At 49.5% G+C, this 22986-nt stretch carries 10 protein-coding genes; 1 reads left to right on the top strand and 9 read right to left on the bottom strand.

Annotated features, from left to right (window positions below; translation table 11 throughout):
• Positions 1-94: 94 nt before the first annotated feature.
• The 3 genes from ABE504_RS00510 to ABE504_RS00500 all read right to left on the bottom strand — a co-directional run bounded on the left by ABE504_RS00510 (position 95) and on the right by ABE504_RS00500 (position 5310).
• Positions 95-2401, bottom strand: coding sequence for a helix-turn-helix domain-containing protein (locus ABE504_RS00510; protein ID WP_430082975.1), 2307 nt, complete (start codon positions 2399-2401; stop codon positions 95-97).
• Between the two features lie 399 nt (positions 2402-2800).
• A complete protein-coding gene (locus ABE504_RS00505; protein ID WP_430082972.1) occupies positions 2801-4552 on the bottom strand; it encodes a cache domain-containing sensor histidine kinase in 1752 nt (583 codons plus the stop codon).
• Complete coding sequence (locus ABE504_RS00500) at positions 4549-5310, bottom strand: response regulator transcription factor (RefSeq protein WP_430082969.1); 762 nt, start codon at positions 5308-5310, stop codon at positions 4549-4551. The genes ABE504_RS00505 and ABE504_RS00500 overlap by 4 nt, the downstream gene beginning before the upstream one ends.
• A gap of 323 nt (positions 5311-5633) precedes the next feature.
• Here ABE504_RS00500 and ABE504_RS00495 point away from each other — a divergent pair, with 323 nt between their 5' ends.
• The gene (locus ABE504_RS00495) at positions 5634-7829 is read left to right on the top strand and encodes a glycoside hydrolase family 88/105 protein (RefSeq protein WP_430082966.1); all 2196 of its coding nucleotides are present in this window, start codon (positions 5634-5636) and stop codon (positions 7827-7829) included.
• A 113-nt stretch (positions 7830-7942) separates the two neighbouring features.
• Here the strand turns inward: ABE504_RS00495 and ABE504_RS00490 are convergent, their stop codons facing one another.
• The 6 genes from ABE504_RS00490 to ABE504_RS00465 form a co-directional block, all read right to left on the bottom strand.
• Positions 7943-8794, bottom strand: a complete 852-nt coding sequence (locus ABE504_RS00490) for a carbohydrate ABC transporter permease (RefSeq protein ID WP_430082963.1) — start codon at positions 8792-8794, stop codon at positions 7943-7945.
• Entirely contained in the window at positions 8791-9693 is a 903-nt protein-coding gene (locus ABE504_RS00485; RefSeq protein ID WP_430082960.1) for a carbohydrate ABC transporter permease, read from the bottom strand. The genes ABE504_RS00490 and ABE504_RS00485 overlap by 4 nt, the downstream gene beginning before the upstream one ends.
• 14 nt (positions 9694-9707) lie before the next feature.
• A complete protein-coding gene (locus ABE504_RS00480) occupies positions 9708-11075 on the bottom strand; it encodes an ABC transporter substrate-binding protein (protein WP_430082957.1) in 1368 nt (455 codons plus the stop codon).
• A gap of 232 nt (positions 11076-11307) precedes the next feature.
• Positions 11308-20826, bottom strand: coding sequence for a polysaccharide lyase family 8 super-sandwich domain-containing protein (locus ABE504_RS00475; RefSeq protein ID WP_430082954.1), 9519 nt, complete (start codon positions 20824-20826; stop codon positions 11308-11310).
• 362 nt (positions 20827-21188) lie between these two features.
• A complete protein-coding gene (locus ABE504_RS00470; protein WP_430082951.1) occupies positions 21189-22070 on the bottom strand; it encodes a carbohydrate ABC transporter permease in 882 nt (293 codons plus the stop codon).
• Positions 22071-22091: 21 nt separating this feature from the next.
• Entirely contained in the window at positions 22092-22973 is an 882-nt protein-coding gene (locus ABE504_RS00465) for a carbohydrate ABC transporter permease (RefSeq protein ID WP_430082948.1), read from the bottom strand.
• Positions 22974-22986: the final 13 nt, after the last annotated feature.

Below are 22986 nucleotides of genomic sequence, written 5' to 3'. Positions count from 1 at the left end.
GAACGATAACGGGGGCGCTTTATAAAACGGCAAACGCCGCCCACTGTTAAGTGCGCGGCGTAACGTACGTGCCTTATTTTCGATTAGCAGGAAATTAGGACTTGACCTTCGCCGATTCCCGATATTCCGTCGGCGTCATGCCCGTATACTTTTTGAACGTCCGCAGGAAGCTTCTTGTATTCGTATAGCCTACCGCTTCGGATACTTCATTCACCTTGCGCTCCTTATCCAGCAGCAGCGACTTGGAGGCGTCAATTCGAATCGCGATGAGATGATCGATAAAATTGCTTTCTGTATATTCTTTAAACAGCTTGCTGATATAGGTCGGACTGAGATGAAATTGCTCAGCCAGCCGATCCAGCGACAGGTCGCTTTCGTGGTAATGCTCCTGGATATAGGTCAGCATTCTTTCAATGGCCTCATTTCGGCCCCGGTGGCTGCGCTTCTCCTCGATCTTCGCCGCGAGTTCCTCAAGCACCGACAGAACGAGTTTCTCGGCTTCTCTCCAATTCTCGCAGCGACTGATTTTCTCGTAAATGCTGTCCAGCGCCCCCATTGACTCTTCAGGCTCTACCCCGATGGCGCCCGCCGCTTGCAGCGATTTCATAATCATATCAAAGGAGAGCTGACGCAGCAGGTCTGGAGGCAGGTTGCTCTCAACCGCCACCTGATACAGTTCCCCCAAACTGCGCCGCAGCTTCTCCGGATCGGCGCTCTTCAGCGCGTCCACAATCGGCTCCGCCATCCGGTTCAGACGGTAATAGTCCTGACTGTCTGCCGACTGAAGGTCTTCAATGGAGATCACGGAGTGTTGGCCGAACACCATTTTATAATGAAGCGCTTTGCGGGACTCGTCATAGGAGGTGGCAATGTGCTTCATTTCTTTGCAGCTTCGCCCGACGCCGACCGTAACGTTCAGATGGAACTGCTTTTTCATGACATCGAGAATCATCTCCAGGATAGCAAGGGCCCGCAGGTGATTCTGCTCGGCATCCCCCTCCGCAAAGCTGAAAATCACGGCGGCCCGGCCGCCTCCCAGATCGATGGCAGAGCCGGCGCATTCGCTGTTGATCAGCTCTTCGGCCACATTGCAGAAAGCAAACGTATACAGCGTTTCGTCCCGAGGGGCTACAGCTTCCCCATCTTTGCTTATTTCCGCGGTGCAGACCAGATACCTTTCTGGATATAACCGGACCCCTACGAATTCCAGGTGATGACGAACGGACGAATATTCGGTTCTGTAGCCAGCCAGCAGATCCATCATAATTTTCCATTTCAGCACCGGTTTGGAATCGCGCACATGCTTCTCCAGATGCTCCTGGTCCAGCACCATCTGATCGAACACCTGCTCCAGATCCTGCAGACCAAGCGCTTTAGTGCCGTTCTTGTACTGACGTCCTGAACGGTACGAGCCCGATACTTTCCCGACCAAACGATCCAGTGGTTTGTACGTCCACCTGTTCACATAGATTAACACGATCAGTGCAAGAGCAATCATCCCGGCGGCAAATGCAAACAGCAGATTGCGCGTCACCTGAAGCGGCTTATAGATTTGCGCCTCCGGCACGATGCTGATCATCGTCCAACCCGTATAATCGGAATAGCGGTGAAACACGGTTTGATCGATACCGTCCATCTTCATTGTAAACGAACCCGCACGCTTGTCGGATAATGCCTGCTTGATATAGGGCAGCTCCTGCATATTCCGGTAAATTAGCGTTTTGTCATCGTGGGTTACGACATTGCCGTCCTTATCGATAACGAAGAGATGCCCGACCTTGCTGTCCTCATACACGGCTTTTACCATTGTATAAAGGACATCTTCTTTTATGTTGACCGCGACCACCCCTTTGCGATAGCCAGGACTGCTGATGGTCGGATAAGAGCGCACAAGTGTAACCACATCTTGATTCCCGAACCCGTCCCACACCTGGTGCGTCGTCAGCCATTTGACATATTCCGGCATATCGATATACGCATCCAACCAGTTTTCCTCGCTCGAAGCTGCCTTCATAAGAGTTTTATCCGTGAAGATGTCCCCGCTGACCGAGGAATAAAGGAAAATCGACGAATAATTGGGATTGGAATTAATGAAGTTTTTCAGCTTCTCATTGAGACCAAAAAAGTTCGTGTAGCGCAGCGAGTCCTCCATATAACTGCCATACATGAAATAAACGAATTCAAGCTGGTCGGTCAGACTCAGCACATCCTTTTCCGTCTGCCGAAAAGCCGCCTCCATCTTCTGATCTACCTGCTTGAGCAGCGCCAGATTCGTATCTGTGAGATCCCGCTTCAGCCTGCCAACCGTGCCAAAGTAGGAAAGGCAGAAGGTGAACGATATGATCACCATGAAAACAATCCCATAGATGAGCATCACTTTGCTCGAAACGCTTGACTTCATAGACAACCTCCCGCAATAGCTCTCTCCTGTACAGACACTTCGCCCACTGTATTCCGATTATCGTGCCATTGCGCATATAAGGTCAAGGTGGCTATTTTTGTTAGGTGACATGATCTGTTCCTCCCCTCATCGGAAAGTGACGGGAAACGGATTTATAAGTTCGATTTTCGATAAGTACAGCCAATAAGAAAAAGAGGTTGTCCCAAAAGTAACTTTTGGAACAACCTTGAGTAACACCGCGGATCTAAGCGGTTTGTTCTCACTCATGGCAAGCCGAATCAGCAAATAAACAAATTCGTCGCAATCATCGTCGAGCGCGCGCTTCTGAGATTGCCAAACAGCCGTAGTCTCGGTGGGAACCTCATATCGGCACGCTCCGTCCTGTTTTCGTATGTCTACCTATTGAATCGGAATTTCGATTCGGATGACCGTCCCCCAGCCGTACTTGCTGAAGATCGCGAAGCTGAACAAGTCGCCGTGATTCAATTGCAGCCGTTTATGGGTATTGTAAATGCCGATATGTCTGCCGGAATCTTCGCGGAGCAACCCATTTCGCACCTGCTGCAGACGTTCTTTGCGCATGCCTATTCCCGTATCAATAATCGCGATTTGAAGCATATCCCCTTTTTGCTGCAGCCTTACTTTGATATAGCCAAATCGATTGCTTTCTTTAATTCCGTGGTAGATGGCGTTCTCGATCATAGGCTGAAAGAGCAGCTTCATCACTCTGAACGCCATAAGGCTTTCCTCATACGCCCAGCTAAAATGGAACTTCCCCCGATACCTCGCATTCAAAATATGTATGTAATGATTCGTGTGATAAATTTCCTCTTTCAGTGAAACAGTCTTGTCAGCGTCACTAATCGAGTACTGAACGACCTCTGACAAATGGTCAATCATGCCGCTAACTTCATTATGGCCGCCCGTTAAATCCATGGACTTCCAAAAAATTGTCCGCAGTGTATTTGCCAAAAAGTGCGGGTTAATATTCGACTGCAGCGCCATCATTTCCATAGTCTTCAATTTATATTTTTTCTCTGACAACTGTACCTGCAAGTAACGCTGCTCCATGAATCGTTTGACGGTACGCTGCAAGATATAACTGTACTCGTCTGTTACCCGTCCCGGCAATTCCGGTACGGGCATGCCCTTCTCCCCATTCTCAATTGTACGAACAATGGTGAGAAGACTATTGTAATTCCTTTTCGATAAGTAATAAACAAGAAGTAAAGCCAGAACAATCGAAATCGTTAGCAGAACAACCGTCAAATAAACGAGCCTAATCGGCAATTGGTAAAAATACGATTTCGGCGTTGCCGATACGTAAGTGATCCCATAATTTTCGGAGCGTTGATACGATACCTTATAGGAGCTATCCGCTGCCGCCACTTCAAACCGTTCGGCCAAATCGGGTCTCTCCTTCACTGTAATCCACGCATCGCTCTCCGCATCCGGATCGGATCTAGCCACTTTATGACCATTCTGCTGCAACAGGAACAAGGATTGGTGCGGATAATAGAGAAGCCCATTGAGCATGTTCGCCAGCCCCTCCGTTTTGAGGTTCATAATGATATAGCCCTCAGGCTTGCTTGAACCCGGAGATGAAAATTTCCGAAAAACGGTAACAAGAGGCGTATCCTGGTTCTCAAACCGCCGAACCGTCCGACTCTCCACAAACACATTCGTATCATCAGGAATACGAGCCAGGAAATTGTACCATGAAGTATCATAGTATGTTTCCAATGATGTCAACCCTTCATTTGAAGCTAGAAATTTGCCGCCATCATTATTCAGATAAATATAAATGGAATGAACAACAGGCTTAATATTGGCAGCAGGGTTCAGCAAATTCATGAAGGTTACGAAGTTTTCGGTATCCACGGGTTGCAAATTGGAACTTCGCACAATCAACTTCAGACTGGAGATCAACCGCGAATTTAGGTTCAGCGTGTAGTAGATCGGATCACTTACCTGAAAAATCGACTCCACCGAGTTTTTTGCCTGCTCCATCATGCGCTCATTGCTGTTGTTAATCTCCTTCTTAATGTAATTCTGTGAAATCAAGATCGCAAAGCTGCCCAATAGAAACAGCGGGACAAGCAGCGGGAGCATCAAGCGAACCAAGTATTTGGTGAAAAATGTTTTTCTCATTCTAACGAGTTCTCCAATTGCTCATTGTCGGCATACTTCTGGTTCCGGAAATCGCGGGGGGTCATGCCAAAATAATTCTTGAAGGCTCGCGTAAAGTTAAATGAGTTGCTATAACCAACCATATCACTGATCTCATACGTTTTATACTGAATATCGTTCAAATAATTCGCAGCATGCTCCATCCGAACCTGCGTCAAATATTCGGAGAACAGCACCCCTGCATTCTTCTTAAAAAATTTACTCAAATAATCCGGATTCATATGAACCAGCTTCGCCAAATCCTCCAGCGTTGCGTCCCGGTAATGTGTGGCAACATACGCTTTAATGGTCGAAATGATTTTCCCTGACATATCCTGACCCTGCTTTGCGGCCGAGTGCTGCTGTTGATCCAATTCCTCTTTGATATGGGTAAAGGCTTGAATAAGCTCCTGATAGTTCGTTGACTTCAGAATGTAGCGTCGCACACCGGTTTCCAGCGCCTTCTGTGCGAAGAGAAAGTCCTTGTAGGCGCTAAAAAAAATAATGTTCACCTTCGAATTCAAGCTGCTTAGCTCGGAAGCGAGATCAATGCCGGACATGATCGGCATCTTGATATCGCAAAGGATCACATCGACATCGTGCCGCTTAATAAATTCCAAAGCTTCTTTCCCGTTTTCAACACTTCCGACCACATGAAAGCCGACCACATCCCATGGAAAATACTTGCACAACCCATTCCGAATCTCATAATCATCATCTGCAATCAGCAATTTGTACATGCTCATTCACCTTCCATTCTTTCAGCAACCCTAACATTGCAAACGCTTCCATTTTAGAGGGATTTTGTTAGTCCATCGTGATGTTCGGTACGAAAGTCGTACACAAACTATACTGTTATTTTCAAGATATCGTCAAGCCAAATCCCCCGCATTCCTATCTTCAATTGACACTTTCCTATCATTAATTGACCTGTCCGTTAAACCGCCAAATAAATGATAGTTTATCTCAAGCCGTCCGCCTTACGCCCCCCCTTAGGGGCTGTTACGATTATGAAATCCGGACGACTTTTACTTATAAACTGAAAGGAAAGGATTGAACAAGATTGACAGCTTATTTCGCTCGCGAAGAGAGCATTTTCTTTATGCAGGGCCACCAACCGGCTCATGCAATTGCAACGATCGCCAATTCCTATCTCGGATCTAATCCGGCTCATGGCTTTACCTTTAGAAGCATTCATCAAGACAGCTTTAAACAGCTGGAAGACGGCCGATACGATATGAATCTCAATGCCAAATTCCCGAATGCGGCTCTTGGGAGTTACGGCTATGCTTTCGCCGGCCTCTACAGCGATCAGGAGGAAACGATTGAGTTATCCTTAAGCTGTTACGGGCCTGTTCGCATTTACTTGAACGAGGGTCATCTATATAAATCGACAATGGATGACGATGTCAATGTGCAGCGGCGGAAGACGTTTACAGCATCGCTTCGCAAAGGCTGGAATGCCTTTTTCATTAAGCTGCTGAAAACCGCCTCCGGCTTCGGATGTCAATTCGGATCAAGCAATGGCAAATGGTTCCCTCTGCACTACCTTTCGCCCTTTGTAGAGCGCAGCGGAATGGGCGGATGGGCATACACCTCACCGGTTGCGGAAGACCGTTTCCCTGACGACCGGCTGCCTGACTTCAACAGCCAGCAGGAGGAGATCGAAAATTTGCATAACGTAATCTGGCAGCCTTCGCTTCAGCCGCCAATCGCTGCCGAACAAGGCACCGATCTGCAGGAGCTGTTCAACACGGAGTCCGGCGACGTTGCCTACGCTTGGACCTCATTTATCATCGACAGTCCCGTCAATGAGGCCTGCCAAATCCACCTCTCCTCCGCCGGCAAGCTGCGATTGTGGCTAGATCAAACTTTGTCTGCCGATCTGAATGCCAGCTCATGCTCGACAACGTACACGTTAACTCGCGGACGCCATGATTGCTTAGTTGAAATCATCCGACAGGGGCAGTCATGGAACTTCACGCTCGACATCACGCAAGGGGGGCGCCCCGTTGCTTTACAATTGCCTGCGCATGTTCATGGTACTTCCTCAAACTGGTTGTACGTGGGACCGTTCACTGGGGCAATGGATAATCCCGAGCATATGGGCACCTTACACCGACTTTTCACCCACACATCGGCGCAAGGCAGTCATCTTTCCACCGCGCAATATTGGCGAACGGGAGAACAGCATTGCTTTGTACGCCCCTATCTTGAAAATGAACGCTATGCCAAATGGAATTATCCCTTGGGTGTGACCCTTTACGGCTTATTACAGACAGGAAGGGAGCTGCAGCGCCCTGATCTTATTCAGTATGTGATCGGGCACGTCCAGTCCTGCACGAATTTATATGACTACTCCCTGTGGGACCAAGCGCGCTATGGCAGCCCTGCGATCAATCATCAGCTGGTTGAGCTGAATATGCTCGACGATTGCGGCTCCTTCGGCTCCGCTATGCTGGAAGCGAACCGGGAAGCTGACGATCCGACGATTCGCCGCCTGGCGCATACCATAGGGCATTACATACTGCATAGCCAAGAGCGTAAGGAGGATGGCGCCTTCTATCGGCAGCGTCCAGGTGAGTATCAGGAGAATACGCTCTGGGCCGATGATTTGTATATGAGCACGCCATTCTTATGCCGGTATTATGAAATGACGGGAGATCTAGGCTGCATCACCGATGCTGCCAGACAGTTCTTGCTATTTAAAAACTACCTCTTTATCCCGGATCACCATATCATGTCCCATGTCTATGATTTCAAGTACGAGACACCCACCTACGTCCCCTGGGGCCGAGGGAATGGATGGGTACTGTTCTCCTTGTCCGAGCTGCTTGCCGTACTGCCCGAAAACCACGAACTCCGCAGCGAGCTCATCGATTTCTTCCGTACGCTGGCAGCCGGTTATCTGAAGCTGCAAGGCGCAAACGGCCTATGGCACCAAGTCCTGACCGATAGTGCCTCTTATGAGGAAGCCTCCTGCACGGCGATGTTTACCTATGCATTCTGCCGTGGCATCCGGTACGGCTGGCTTGATCAGCCTGTGCCTTATGCAGAAGCAGCCCACCGGGCCTGGGAAGGCTTGACCAAGCTGGCCATCGATAAATCCGGCAACGTGTACGGCGTCTGCAGAGGCTCAGGGTACTCGTTTACACCGCTGTACTACAAGGAAGAATTGAATTGGATCCTCAATGACACACACGGGATCGGCATCGTACTGCTCTGCGGCATTGAGTATATGAAGCTGCAAGCCTTGTAAGGGAGACGAGAAGCTGTTGAAAGTACGTGTTCGCTGCGTACATTCAGCAGCTTTTTCCATGTAGAAAAGCGCCAGTAAGCAGATCCTCCTGCTTGCTGACGCTTTTTCATTACCTATCCCTTTAACCCGGTCGTAGCGATCCCCTCGACGAAATACTTCTGTGAAAAGAAGAAGATCAGTACGCAAGGAATAATCGCGACCATTGACATTGCCATCACTTCATTCCATTTGGCTGCCGAACTCACATCGAGCGACATCCGAAGGCCGAGGGCAAGCGTAAACTTTTTAACGCTATTAATGTAAATCAAGGAGTTAAAGAAATCATTCCATGTCCAAATAAACTGGAAAATGGCGGAGGAAAATATGGCTGGCTTGCACAATGGCATCAAAATCTTCGTTAAAATCCCAAAGGAATTGCAGCCGTCAATCGTTGCAGATTCATCCAGCTCTCTCGGCAATCCTCGAAAGAATTGAACCATCATGAAGATAAAAAACGGATAGCAAGCGAACAGCGCCGGCATGGTAAATGGCAAATAACTATTTAACCAGCCAAATTCTTTGAACAGGATAAATCGCGGAATAATGATCACCGCATTCGGCAGCATGAGCGTTGAAATCATAATGGCGAAGAATACATTTTTCAAAACAAACTGAAATCTGGCGAAGCCGTACGCAACAACTGTGCTGGACAAAACGGTGAACAATACGACGGGCACGACCATTTTAATTGTATTCCATAAGAACACACCGAACGTAAACTGCCCGCTTCCCTTCCATCCATTCGCATAAGAATCCCACACGATATGCTTCGGCAGCAGCTGAAGCGACCCAAAAATCTCATTATTCGGCTTAAAGGAAGCGAAGAACAACCAAATCAAGGGATAAATCATGATGAGCGCTGAAATCGATAAGAATACGATCGTAATACCGGTGCGCAGTTGATTTCGGGTTATGACCGACGTCATTTAGCCCCACCTCCGTCTTCGTAGTACGTCCAATATTTCGATGTTTTGAAAATAATGGCCGTAACCACCAGGATGAGCACGAACAACACCCAGGATAAGGCGGAAGCATACCCCATTTTATAAAATTTAAAGCCTTCATCGTACAGCTTGAGCGCAAACAGGTACGTTGAGTTCATCGGTCCGCCATTAGTGACAACGAACGCGCCTGTGAAGTCCTGGAACGCATTCACCAATTGCATAATGATATTAAAAAATACAATAGGCGTAATCAGCGGCAGCGTGATGGTGAAAAACATCCGGAACTTGGAGGCGCCGTCTACCCGGCCTGCTTCATATAATTCCGTGGGCACCTGCTTTAACCCGGCAAGGAACAAAACCATGGAAGAACCAAACTGCCAGACGGAGAGCAGGCTCAGCGTGAACAGTGCAATCTTGGGACTGCCGAGCCAATTAATAGCCGGCAGATGTACGGTGTCCAGCAACCGGTTCACCATCCCCTCCTTCATGAACAGAAACCTCCACAAAATCGATACGGCTACACTGCCTCCCAGAATGGAAGGTAGATAGAATAGCGTGCGATACAGGTTGACCAGCTTGAGCTTTACATTTAAAAGTAAGGCAACCAGCAACGCGAAGATCAGTTTCATCGGTACCGAGATGAAGACGTATGCGATCGTGGTCGAGAGCGATTTGTAAAAGTTGTTATCTTTCGTCAGCATCGCCGTATAATTGTCCAGACCGATGAACTTAGGGACATTCGTGATACTGTAATTTGTAAACGAGTACATCAAGGATGCACCGAAGGGATACAGCTGAAGCACGAGAAATCCGATTAACCAAGGTGCAATATACAGCAGCCCTACATTGCGCTTGGCGATTTTGCTTAGGCTGACGTTCATTGTTTCACCTTACCTTACTTAATGTCTTTAAACTTTTCCTGTACACGCTGCATGAGCTGCTCAGCGCCCTTATCCGGCGTCAGATTTCCGTAGACCACTTTTTCACAAACATCGCGGATAATATCCGCAACTTCCGGATTATTCTGAACCGTTGGAGGCGAGGAAGCCGGGTTCTTCAGGGCGCTATCCACCATTTTCGCAATATCCGGATCGATTTTATTTGCTTCAACAAGTGCCTGTTTCGCACTTTCCGAGGTTGGAACCGAGCGAGTATCGAGCAAAATCAGGGAGGCATCCTTACTGTTCAGCAGCCAGTTGACAAACTTTACAGCTTCCTGTGCGTTTGCCGATTTTTTATTCACTGACACAATCATCGACGGCTTCGTCTTCACTGCCTGCGCTTTACCATCCTTGGCAAAGATCGGCATGCCGACCGCAAATTTACCGTCTCCGGCTGCCGCCTTGTACTTGCCTACCGTCGAAGACCAGTCCAGCGTCATGCCCATTTCGGCATTGACCCATTTCGGATTCTGCTCCATCTTGCCGCTGAACAGCGCTGCATCACCCAATGGCTGCGCAGCCCCGCTATCGAACAGCTTTTTCATCACGGTCAAGCCTTGGGCAATATCCTCTTTGGAGGCTTTGATCGCAGGGTCATTGGACACCCAGTAAGTGCCGTTCTTCGAGTACAAATACTCGTTCAATACGAATTCCCCTAAGCCGCCTGTTGTAGTTCCCGGTTCGATTGCAAACAAAAATTGATTTTTGCTCTTCTGATTGAGCTTCTCGCCCTCTTCGATCAGTTTTTCCCAGGTCCACTGTGTCTTGGTATCGAGACCATTTTTATCAAAAAATGCTTTATTGATCATCGTTCCGAAACCGTTCGTGCCCATCGGCAGGGAAACCAGTTTGCCGTTAACGGAATCATACTCATCTAAAATCTTCTTCGGGAATTGCGTCAGGTCAATCGCAGACTCCTTGCTTAAATCCATGAAAATATCCCCTTGCGCCGCCAAATCCGACAACCAAGGATAATCGAGCTGCATAATATCCGGAGCGGAGCCGCCGGCAATCTGTGTCATAATCTTTTGCTGATAACCATCGTAGCCTTGATATTCCCCTTCAATTTTCACATTTGGATTCAGCTTGGTATATGCGTCGATCGCTGCCAAAGTCGCTTTATGCCTTACATCGGAGCCCCACCAGGAAAACCGAAGTGTAACCGGCTTACCGGAATCGGCTGGCTTCGCCGTCTGGTTCTCCGCCGCAGCTGGAGCTGTCGTAGCTGGTGAAGTTGTACCGCTATCTCCACAGCCGGCAAGTGTTGCGCTTAAGGCCACCAGGCAGGCCATTCCTAGCATTTTTCCTGACATCATTTTCATTGTGTTTGCCTCCAGTTATCATTTATAAAGCGTTTTCTTTCCCTGTAAACAGGGTAACATTCCCGAAAACAGATGAATACGATTCCCACTTGATAAAAACTATCTTCAATCAACTACCTTCAGCCTATTGTCAATTATTGATATATTCGCTCTCATTCCACGATATTTGTTTAAAAAGAGCCGCTGTCCGCCAGGCATTCGCCAGGCAAAAGCGACAGCAGCTCTTAAACCTTTACTCGCTCTTCTGTAAGAGTCGCGCCATAATAACAGCTGCCTGCGCCCTTGTAGCTGCGTCAAGCGGCATGAAACTGCCTCCGCTGCCCTCAATGATACCTGCAGCTTGCATGGCGGCAACCGCATCTTGCGCATATGCAGCAATCTGCGTATGATCCTGGAAGGCTTGCGGCTCACTGTCAGTGCTCACGTTCAGCTCCAGCGCCTGCAGTGTACGATAGGCCATAACCGCCATATCCTGCCTGGAGATCTCTCCGTGCGCATCGAAGCTGCCGTCCTCGCGTCCGGTAATAATCCCCAATTGCTGTGCTGCGGCAACTGCGCTGTAGTACCAGTCGCTCGTGGCTACATCGCGGAAGCTGGATTGGGCATCCCCATCGTCGAGTCCATATGTGCGCATCAGCAGCGCCAGAAACTCAGCCCTTGTTACCGGGCTGCCGGGGTCAAATGTCCCCTCATCAACGCCCTGGACAATTTGCCGGGCAGCCAGCGCCAGAATACTTGATTCCGCCCAAGCGACATCCTTCAGATCCTGGAAGCTTACGCCATGGTAGCCGACGAGATAATCGCCGGGCTCGTTTGCCGTAAACACGACTTCACCGGTTGCCGGACGATACGTGCCATGAACGAGAACTTCCTTGTGGCCATTGCTTGTCAACTTGCTGACAACGACCTGCTCCGGCTTCTCGCCTTGCTTTAATTTATAAGCAAGCACAATGTTCACCTTTTGTCCATTCAGCGTCTGAACTGACGCGTCATCCATTTGCATAGCCAGTCGATACACGATTCCACTGCCAACCGCTTGGCGCTGTTGCACAGAAAGATCCTTCATTTCCACAGCACCGAAGTTAATATGCAAATGCATCGCATCCGTTTCCTCACGAATGACTTGGACAGGAACCGTGATTTGGCTGGTGCCTGAAGCAAATGTAACTTGCTTAATCTGACCTGCAACTGCCTGCTTCAAGAAGGCAACCGGAAGATTGACTTTGATGTTGTCAGTTCCCTCTGCCTGCGGCAGTTCAAAGTGCAGCGTTGAGTCCGCCGATTGCTCCAGCGCTTGTTGGAATTGTTCCTCTGTGATTTCCACTCCTGTACTTGTCGTGGATGGCGTCGGAGTCACTGGGGCAGATGGCGTCGAAGGTTCCCCCTGATCACCGCCGCCAGGCTGTTGGATCGCAGCCACGGTGACATTGGCACTCGCACGCAGTTCTGTACCCGCTACTTCGCCGGATACCGTGAACACGCCTGCTTGCGCATACTGAGCCGCCTGAATGGCATCCCAGACAACCGGCACGTTTGTCGACGTATGGTCGCTGTAGCGTGCCTCAACAGTCACTGGCAGCTGCGGTGCTGTGCCGGCCTGTGTCCGCGCCTCCACCGGTGTCAATGAGATAATTGTCACCTGTGGCGCATCCGCCTCGCTCACTGTAATTTGAACATAGCCAACCGCATTCGCATGAATCGTACTCATCAGCTTCAAACGTGCCGTACCCGGTTGAACGCCTGTTACCGTCGTCTCCAAGCCATTGGACTGGAGAGTCACGACCTTATTGCTGCCATTCGCAGCAACCTGACTATCGATGCTCCATTTCACATAATCGCCGGTTGCATAGAACGGCTGCAGGCCTTGAACCTGACCGCTAACCGTAATTGAATGACCTTGCTGAACGGTTGTATCCCCCACAAATGTAATGCTTGGCGCTTTATTCATGAGTTTAATGGCGTCAAGTGACATATTGTAGTTAACTGCAGCATTATTTTTACCTGTGACGACAAATGTAAATGTATACTCGCCCTGCGTAAACGCATAGCTGCCATAATTGTGATCCACATACTTCGCATTCGTCGTATTCTCATATTGATCAAACGGTTCGCCGAAAGGAACATCATTGATGAGCAGTTGCACAATCCCTCTTTGCTCATGGACCTTATGGGCAACCACCACATCATAAGTGCCGGTACGGTCCACATCGAAGGTTAACGCTACACGCTCCCCGATGCCGCCGGTCATCGTGCCCGATACATACTTGCTGCCGCTCGCTGCAGCATCTGTGCCGATTGACACGCTTGCACCATTCGAGGGTGTTGTTAATTTGGCACTCTCTGCTTCAAGGGTGCTTCCCGTTAACACATCAACAGGCGTAAGAACGAAACGGTCCGTATTAATCGTTTTATTCGCGCCGCCTTGGAAGACAAAGCGGAAGCTCTTCTCGCCAGCTGTGTTAAACGTAATCGTGCCTAAATCGAAGAACTTAATTTTTTCGGCCTCATTTTGATTCCAGACGGCGCCTGCCGCTGCGCCTTCAACGAACCATTGGCCGCTTCCTCTCGTCGTCGATACTTTCGCAGCCGCTTGCACATTGTAGACGCCAGCCTTCGGCACACTGATTTTATATTCGATGTAGCTGCCGGCTGACGCGTCCGTTGAAGTGAAGTTCATCCCGCTCGGAGAAGCGTTGGACGTTGCTCCGCTGTTAACTTTGGTTGCCGTCCCGCCGCTAACCGTTGTCAGATTCGCACTGAACAGATCAGCCGCTATGAATGTGCTGGCCGCAGGCAGTTTAGGAATGAATACATCTTCTGTCTGCTCAAACTGCTCGATCGTCAACTGTCCGGCACCGCTCGTACCAAGACTCAGATCTACGATCATAACAGCATTCTCGTTCTTCCCGTAGATAATCACTTTACCGGAGCTTCCTGCCGTTCCTGTGCCTTGAATGACCAGCTTGCCGCCGGACATCGAAAGCGTCGCATTTGTGATCTGCTCATCAGCGTAAAGCAACTGATAATCGTCTCCGTGGTACTCCTGGATCCAGTAGGCTTTGCCCTTGGAAGAATTCTCATCCAGATCAATGCTGAACGTCTTGAGCTGCTCTCCGGTCTGCAGCCCCTTGAATCGATACGTAAAGATGCCTGTATCGTCAAGTGACACATCTTCAATCAAATACTGTTTAGCCGGATCCAGCCAGCGCAGATTAACATTCACAACGGATGCGCCTGCTTTGTCGCCGCCAGTTGCGATCAACAGCGCCTGATCTTTCTGTTCCGACACCTGCATCATCGCATACGGCCCGCTGTTCTGATTCCAATTCGCAGCGACATTGCTGTCCCAGCCAGGACCGTTATACACAGGGCGCATGATCGAATCCGTCAAGGTCCGAATGCGATCAGATTTCCGCCAAGCATTAAATTTAGCCATGAGATCGATATCCTTTTGACTCCATGTCCCGGGATCGATACCATGCTTGACATTACGGGCAAACAAGTATTTGTAGTACAAGGACATATCTCCGCTTGTCATATTCCCGATATTAAAGTAAACGGAATTAAGCGGCATATGACCGAACAGCCCGGCAGTAATCGGAATATCTAAACTCTCGCCATACTCCGTTGTGGACGTTGTCCAACCGTTATCGATGACGTGCAGCAGCTCATTCGTACGGTCACCCTGCGTCGGCCAAATATCCACTTCTGTTGTATATTTCGCTTTAAAGTCCGGATACGCATCTACGAGATCATTGAGCACCTGATTCGTCAGCACATTTTTACGATACACATTATCCGTCGGATGCGAGTAGGATGTAACAGCCTGATTCGGCCAAAATTCTGTTAAATCGACCATCTGATGCGATAAATGGTAATTCTGAATCATCGTCTCAATACTATTTTTCTTAGCAGCAATTACTGCCGGATCCGCCAAATCATTCCCGCGGTTATGATAACCGCCGGTCATGGAATACCATAATCCGAACATAAGCCCTTGCTCATGATAATAGTTCGTCAGCCTGTTCATATCGTCCGTGTACGAAGGGAGCGGCTGGATGCCGTCTCTTGACGTACCTGCATCGCCCACGTTATTCCAGCCGTCATCGAACATTACCATATCGAATCCTGCTGCTTTCAAGGTCGGTACAACGGTCGATCGATAGTAAGCCTCATTCCGTTTTCCAATTCCCCACTCCCAATCGTTCGAGTTGAGAAGGGTCGAGGTGTTGTTATATTTGAAACGTTCTCGCAAATGCGTCTCAACCGCCATTTTCCCATCGACGATATCACCCTTGAACACGCTCATATTCACCGCAATATACGGGAATTGCTCATTGGGGAACAATACGAGCTGCAGTGCCTCGGGATTCGTCGCAACCTTCACCTTATCGCCTTTAAAGGCGCTGATCCCGGCAAAAGAACGCGTCATATACGGCTCCCCTGTATCCGTAGAGCTCGGATCTCTCTTCAAAATTTCCGTTTTCGAATTGACCTCAGGTCCGACATAGAACCCATCCCCAGTGTCATAGCGATTAATAATGACTTTAATATCTTCACTGTCTTTCTTCGTGTCTGTCTTATCCACGCCACCGGTCGTACTATACCACTTTGACAGGTAGACATAATGCAGATCATGCGCGAGATCCGGGAAATCAAGCTTGATCACATCGGACGATGTAATCTGAAGTCTTGAATCTGCACGATTATTTCGAATATACGCTTGATATTTCAAGCCGGCGCTTCCTTTATACAGTTCAAAAGAAAGGGTAACGGTAATGCCGTCTTTGGTAACCGGAATTTCCAGACGTGTGCCCACTTCAGAGGTCTGCCCCGTTGCCGTTGTCATCGTAATGGCATGCTCCGTCGGCGTACCCAGCACATACCCGCCATCGTTGGCATCCAGCGCTTGAGTTGTCGTAATCGCTTCTTTCCCTGTATCTCCGGCGGCCAGATAACGGTAATTGTAATGGAACAATGTCGATAAATTCGCTGCCGGAGGCTGCGGCATATAGTCCACATTGGCCGCTTTGTTATAAAAGCTGGTCATGCGAATACTGCCATTATCCATGTATTCGATCTTGGTGCGCAGCGCCTCATTTTCCAGGGTCCATGTTAAATGGTCATTCACGGTAACATGCGCTTGAATAGCTGTCCCTGCAACATCGCCATCGACCTCAAACGTGCCTGCGGTCGCATACTGCGACGGATTGATCGGGCTCCAGCTCACTGGAACCAGAGCTGTAATATTATCGCTGTACGTCACCAGCACTTGTGCTGGCAAGCTCGGCGCAGTTCCTTTGGAAGTTGCTACCTCGACCGGCGCTATGGATACGATCGCAGCCTGCGTGTCCAGGACTGTAACATTCGCTTGCGCAAGCAATGGCGTACCGCCCTGGACTTGCCCATAGACGGTAAACGTGCCCTGCTGCGCCACATTTGCAGGATCGATCGCATCCCAGCTGACGGGCACGTCAGCCGTTGTCGCATCATCCAGTTGTGCAGCAACTTGCGCCGGCAGCACAGGCGTAGCCCCTACGCGTGTTGTCACGGGAACAGGCGGAATAGAACTGACGGCAGCCGTTCCTGGCTGCATTTCACCGTTCCCCATTTTAACGTGATCCAATACAAGGTTGGCATGGGAAGCCGAATCCCCGCCTATTTTCAGAATATCCGAGCCTGTGCCCAAACTCGCCGCCCCGCTCCAGGCCAAATTGCCATCGACGTACAAGTCATACGTGTAATTGGCATGAACGACGACTCGGTAGGCATGATAAACCGTCGTATCCAAAGTAGTCGTCTTATCCGAAGAGGCCGCTTTATTCTGTGCAGTTCCCGAGGTGCCGTAAGTTAGATAGAAGCTGATCAAATAATTCGAGCTGCGAATTGAAAATTCATTCATGGTATCGGCTTCCGCCACCTTCGCCCGCACTTCAAACGTGAAGGCCCCTGATGGTGCTGCAAAACCGTTCTTCAACAAATAGACAGCTGTATTGGTTTTATCAACCACATTCACTTCGCCGATATTTTGGGTGATCGTACCGGCTCCCTGTGTCGCCCATCCCGCAGTATATGCGCTCATATCATCGTCGATCAGGTCCCATTGCTCACCGGCTGGAACAACGCTGCGCTCATTCGCATTGGCGCTCTCCCCCAGCTGATTCAGTGCCGTGACGGTAAAATAAACCGGAGTTCCATTCGCAAGACCGTTAATGGTCAATTCAGTAGCAAGACCCACTGAAACAGTTTTCGTGTAGTTTCCGCTGACAGTCCCGTATTTCACTTGGTAGCCAGTGGCAGAAGACACATTGCTCCAGGTTAAACTTACGGCATGGTTGCCTGCTGTCGCACTTGTCAGATCAGGTGCTTGCGGCACTGCGGAATTCGCCGTCATGTTAAACTTCGCATGGAAGGTCGCGCCTCTTGCGCCCGCAGTCTGCACAGTCAATTGAATCGTCGGTGTCAAGCGTTTCACCGTTACGCCAGCATCGGCGGAAATGACACCCGAAGCCGAGGCGTTAATCTCAACGTCAATGCTATCCGTATTATCATGCGTCGGATCAGATACAGAGACGTCCAGATCCTGCGCCGTCTGATGTGTCATCACAGAGGACTTTTTATTACTCGTTATCCAACTGTTTCCGTCCACATTGACCGATTTTACTTTATCATTCCAAAAATTCGCTCCGATAACGTTTAAGCTGTTCTCTTTGACAGCCTGCACATCCTCAGTATTCGCTAGAATCGTGATATCCGGATGACTGGCATAGGTCGCTGTCTGTCCGGATGTCGCATTCGGAAGTGTAACATATTGATACTTGCTATTCGTCGGGTTTGTCCCGTGGTCCAGCCATAGTGTCAAATAATTGCTTGTAAACGGCGTTTGAAGCGCCCCCGTTCGGTTATCGATATCGCTCCAAGCGCCTGTTCTTGCTTCCCGAAGCCCTTTTACCGTTGCCCCCTCCGGGAAATAGTAGCCGATATCCGAACCCGGAGTATCCCCGGCAAGCTGTGCCCAAGTAACGCCGTTCATCGTTTCGTTCCAGCCCAGAGCGCTCGGTTTCGCAGTCCCGTTCACCGTAAACGCATTCGAGCCTGCGCTGTTGATCTTCCGATTCTCAACAATGGTCTCAATTGTACGATTATCCGGGCTCGTGATGCCTGAGCCTAAGGCAACGATTTCATTATCAAACGAAAACCACGACTTTCTTGCTGTCAAATTGCTGTACAGTGCATCGAGCTCCATTCCGGTCGTGCCGTATAAGCCCAGCATTTCCGTACCACCCGTCCAGTCATTTCCACTGACCTTATTGCCGCCGCCTGTTCGGATTTGGCGATCGACTGTTGTACCTGGCATTCTGTACGGATCGACCGTTTGCCAAAAATCATCCGAAAATTGACCAAGATCGTTATTGTACAGATAAGTCATCCCGTCACCGGTAAACCAGCCCTTCACATTCTCGCCGTTGCCTTCCTCATAGTTGGCAATTCGACTTGAATGCATGCGAATGGCAAACGTAAAGTCCGGACGCCGCAGGATCGACTGATCCATATTGGCGAACTGTTTAAACCACACTCCTTGCGGGTAGGGGACAACGGAAGCATCTTGCACGATCGTTTTCCCTAACCTGATGTAATTAATGGGATTATTGACGAAAAAGTTTGCATACGTGTCCGACTGTATCCACGCTTTCACCATTCTTCGGAAATCGGCTGCTTGTTGGAACGGTGCAATTTGCGCCAGACGAATAACCGCTCTGGTTATGCGCTGCCCCGCGATATGGTCGGACACATACGAACGGGAAATTTCTCTGCCGCGCGACATATCCATCACAAGCCCTTTATACATAAACGGCTCGAAATTATCGTAAATCCACTGGAATACATTGCTGGCTTTCGGATCCGTGACTGCCCAAGTCGATCCTCCGAGCACATACATGACATCAGCCATATTGCCTAGCATCGTTGCCCCATATCCGCCATTGTAAGGCGTGATATCATGCTGAATAAAGGAACCATCCTTGTAAAAGCCATCGCTTTGCGTCACATATGGAAATACTGGACTTAAACCGTCTCTCGCCATCGCCAGCTTAGCTGCATCCTTCACGATAATGCCCCGATACGCCACAACCTGGCTTTTCCAGACCCGGTTAGCCGCTGTCATATCGACAATCGGCGTAAAATGATCAATCGCCGTCATATAGTTTGAAATTTGCTGGAACGATAAATCGTCATAGAGCAGGACCGCAATATCATTAATGATAAGCGGTGTTCCAATCCACCAATCCCACCAGTTATCGTATAAAATTTTGTTTTCGTTGTAACGATTCGTATACATCCAATCGAGCGCGCTGCTGATATCACTCAGCAGTGCCGTGCTGCGATATAAGGAAGAGCCTGTCGTTGCATAAGCCAGTACCATTTCTTTCAATCGGGTATACGTTGAAGTAATTTGAGCAGAGATCGACGTGCTATCCAGATCGCTCCACAAATAAGTACGGTTCCCCGCTTTATTCATCGTATCCCAATTGGATTGCGCTTTCTCCGTGATCGCTGTCACCTGATTCGCAATATCCGGATCGGCGGCATTGTAGGCCGTACCGCCAGTTAACATATCCTTCAGCTTACTTCGCAGCTGGTCAAACTCATCCGCTGCCGCCGCAAGCACGGTCACGTGTGCGATAGCTGGAATCGCTGTACCGGCGACAACTCCATTGACATCAAAGCTGCCGGCTGCGCCGTAAGCATTAGCAGGAATCGAAGCCCAGCTTACGGGAACCTGGTCCGTAGAATTATCCTCATAGGTTACGTTGACCACGGTCGGTAATACCGGTTGAATCTTCGCCTGTGTCGTGACATTCACCGGCTCGATAGCGGTAATTACCGCTGAACTGACATTTACAGTCACATGGGCCAAAGCCGGAACCGCAGCGCCTTGCACACTGCCGCTAACCACAAAATCACCTTGCTGCGCATACTGAGAAGGTGTGATCGCTTCCCATACCACCGGTACCCCAGCTGTGGATTCATCTTCGTATACCGCCGTCACAACCGTCGGCATCACGGGCGCCTGTCCGACTGTTGTCATGACTTCTGACATCTGAATGGAGCTAAGCGGGTAACCGCCCGGCAAGATCTCACCGGATCCTAGCCGGACATGATCCAACGTAACATTTGCATAGCTCGCCGAATCCCCACCCAGCTTGATCAGGTTCGTCCCACCTGTCGCATTGGTTGCTCCACTCCAGGCCAAATTCCCATCTACATATAAATCGTAGATGTAGTTGGCATGAACCACCATCCGATACGTGTGATAGATGGTCGTGTCCAACGTAAACGTCTTCGTAGAACCTGATGCTTTATTCTGAACCACACCTGCTTGCCCGTAGGTGAGGTAAAAGCTGGACAAATAGCTCGTGTTCCTCACCGTAAATTCGTTCAGAGTACCCGTACCGTTCACCTTTGCTCTTACTTCAAAGGTAAATGGGCCCGTTGCAGGCAGCACATTGCTTTTCGTCAGGTACGCGGAAAACGATGTCGTGTCGACAATTGTGACGTTATCCGCATTTTGCGTAATCGTGTTATGTGTGTTATCGGTATTCTGTGTGCCCCACCCCGTCGTAGCATAATCGCTTAAATTATCATTTAAGATATTCCAAGGCGAAGCTGCATAAGATATCGATGGCTGCATAGAGATACAAAAGCTAACCACCATCACCATGATCATCCCAATGGATACTAATCTTTTCACAATATGAACCTCCTCGACCCTGTTACTAGGTCATTTCATCCAGATTGAACTCATCCTGCTCCTTGCAAAGTTGTCTGTGTCCCCCCCTGCCCCTATATAAAGCGCTTACTTCACTCTATCACGCTGGTTTCTTTGTTCATACACATTCGATTTGACAAAACATATCTTCAATTTACTATCTGATCGCATAGCTCAATTATTGATATATTTTTTTCCACACCTTTATAAAGAATTATAGAGGGACGTCGCTAACCGGATCTAAGTTCCAAGGCTCACACGGACAAAAAAAAAATACCCATGCCAACGATGGGTATACAAACACGATATTGAAGGCCCTCTGTCTTGCAGTAACGATTATGGCTCTACCCCTTCACCGACCCCGCCGCAATCCCCTCCACGATCCGGTTGCTGAGCAGAATGAACGCAACCAAGATCGGCAAAATCGAGATCATCAGCGTCGCGCCGATCGCGCCCCAGTCCGTCGTGTACTGGCCGACGAAGTTTTGGACGCCGACGGTGAGGGTTTTGTATTTTTCGGAGGAGATGAAGGTATTCACGAAAATAAATTCGTTCCAATTATAAATCATGTTAATAATAAACGCCGTTGACAGCACGGACGCGGTCATCGGCAGCGTGATGCTGAAGAACATGCGGTTGACGGAGCAGCCATCCATCACCGCAGCCTCCTCGACCTCGCGCGGCAGCGTGCTGTAGAAGCCAAGCATGATCATAATGGTGATCGGCAGGTTGAACGCGATATAGGACAGCAGGATCGACAGCGGGTGATTCGTCAAATGCAGCTTTTGAAATAAGCTGAACAGCGGGATGAGCGTGGAATGCACGGGAATCATGAGCCCCAGCATGAACAGTCCCAGCACAAGCGACTGCAGCTTCCACTTCATCCTGGTGAGGGCGAACGTCACGAGGCTGGCCAGCAGCACCGTAGCGCCGACAGAGACGACCGTCATCCAGACGCTGTTCCAGAAGTAGCTGTCGATATGCCCCAGCGTCCACACCTTCTGGTAATTTTCCCAATGAAATTTCTCCGGGAAGGCAAAAGGCGCCAAGTTGAAAATTTCCTCATTATTTTTCAAAGAGAACAGCAGCAGCCACAAGAGCGGCACGAGCTGGATGAATGCGACAATCGTCAGGACGGCGTACAAGAGGCCGTAGCCGATTCTTCCCAACAATCTGCTGGGTGAAGCGAGCGCTTGCGGTTTGGATTGAACCGTTTCCATGTGCATTGGGTCGGCAGCCCCTTTCTTTTAGGAATATTGGATGTCGTCTTTGGACGCCGTCGCTTTGCGAATGAGCCAGGTCACGACGAGGCAAATCAGAAGCAGGAAGAAGCCGATCGCGCTGGCGTAGCCGAAGTCGTAGCCTTTGAACGCTTTGCGGTACATATAGGAAGCCATCACTTCGCTCGAACCGTTCGGTCCGCCGCCTGTCATCACATAGATCAGGTCAAAATATTTCAAAGACCCGACGACCGCCAGCACGACGGTCACTTTCATGACCTCCGCGATCAGCGGGAGGCGAACCGATACTGCGATGCGCCACGGGCTCGCGCCGTCAATGCGCGCGGCTTCGATGAGCGAAGACGGCACATTTTTCAACGCCGCGTAGTAGATCAAAATATAAAACCCGGCATACTGCCACAGAATCGGCAGAAAAATCGCGTAAAGCACAATGGACGGATCGGACAGCCATTCCGGTGTATGCGTAACCCCCAAGAACGACAGGAAATGGTTCAGGACCCCGTTCGTCGGGTGGAATATTTTCAACCATAATTGGGCGATAGCGACGGAGGAAAGCAGCATAGGAATCAAGTAGATTTTGCGGAACACGTTCGCTCCGCGCAGATTGGCCGACAGGACGAGGGCCACCAGCAAGTACACGAGCAAAGCCAGCGTCGAAAACAAAGCCAGCAAAAACGAATGTTTGGCACTGCTCCAAAACAGCGGATCGCGGAGCAGCTCAATATAGTTGTGCAAACCGATGAAGCTCATTTTGCCGACGCCGTCCCATTTCATCAGCCCGTAGTAGCCCGTCATGACGATCGGCATGTAGATCAGGGCCAGCAGCAGGAACAAGGACGGGATGACATAGAGCGCAATCATGGACTTATTGGACATCACTTTATCCATCGCAGGCACTTTC

The sequence above is a fragment of the Paenibacillus oryzisoli genome (assembly GCF_050467285.1).
GTDB lineage: Bacteria > Bacillota > Bacilli > Paenibacillales > NBRC-103111 > Paenibacillus_E > Paenibacillus_E oryzisoli_A.
The sequence above is the reverse complement of the archived record's forward strand: the minus strand, read 5'-3'. Positions and strand labels throughout refer to the sequence as shown.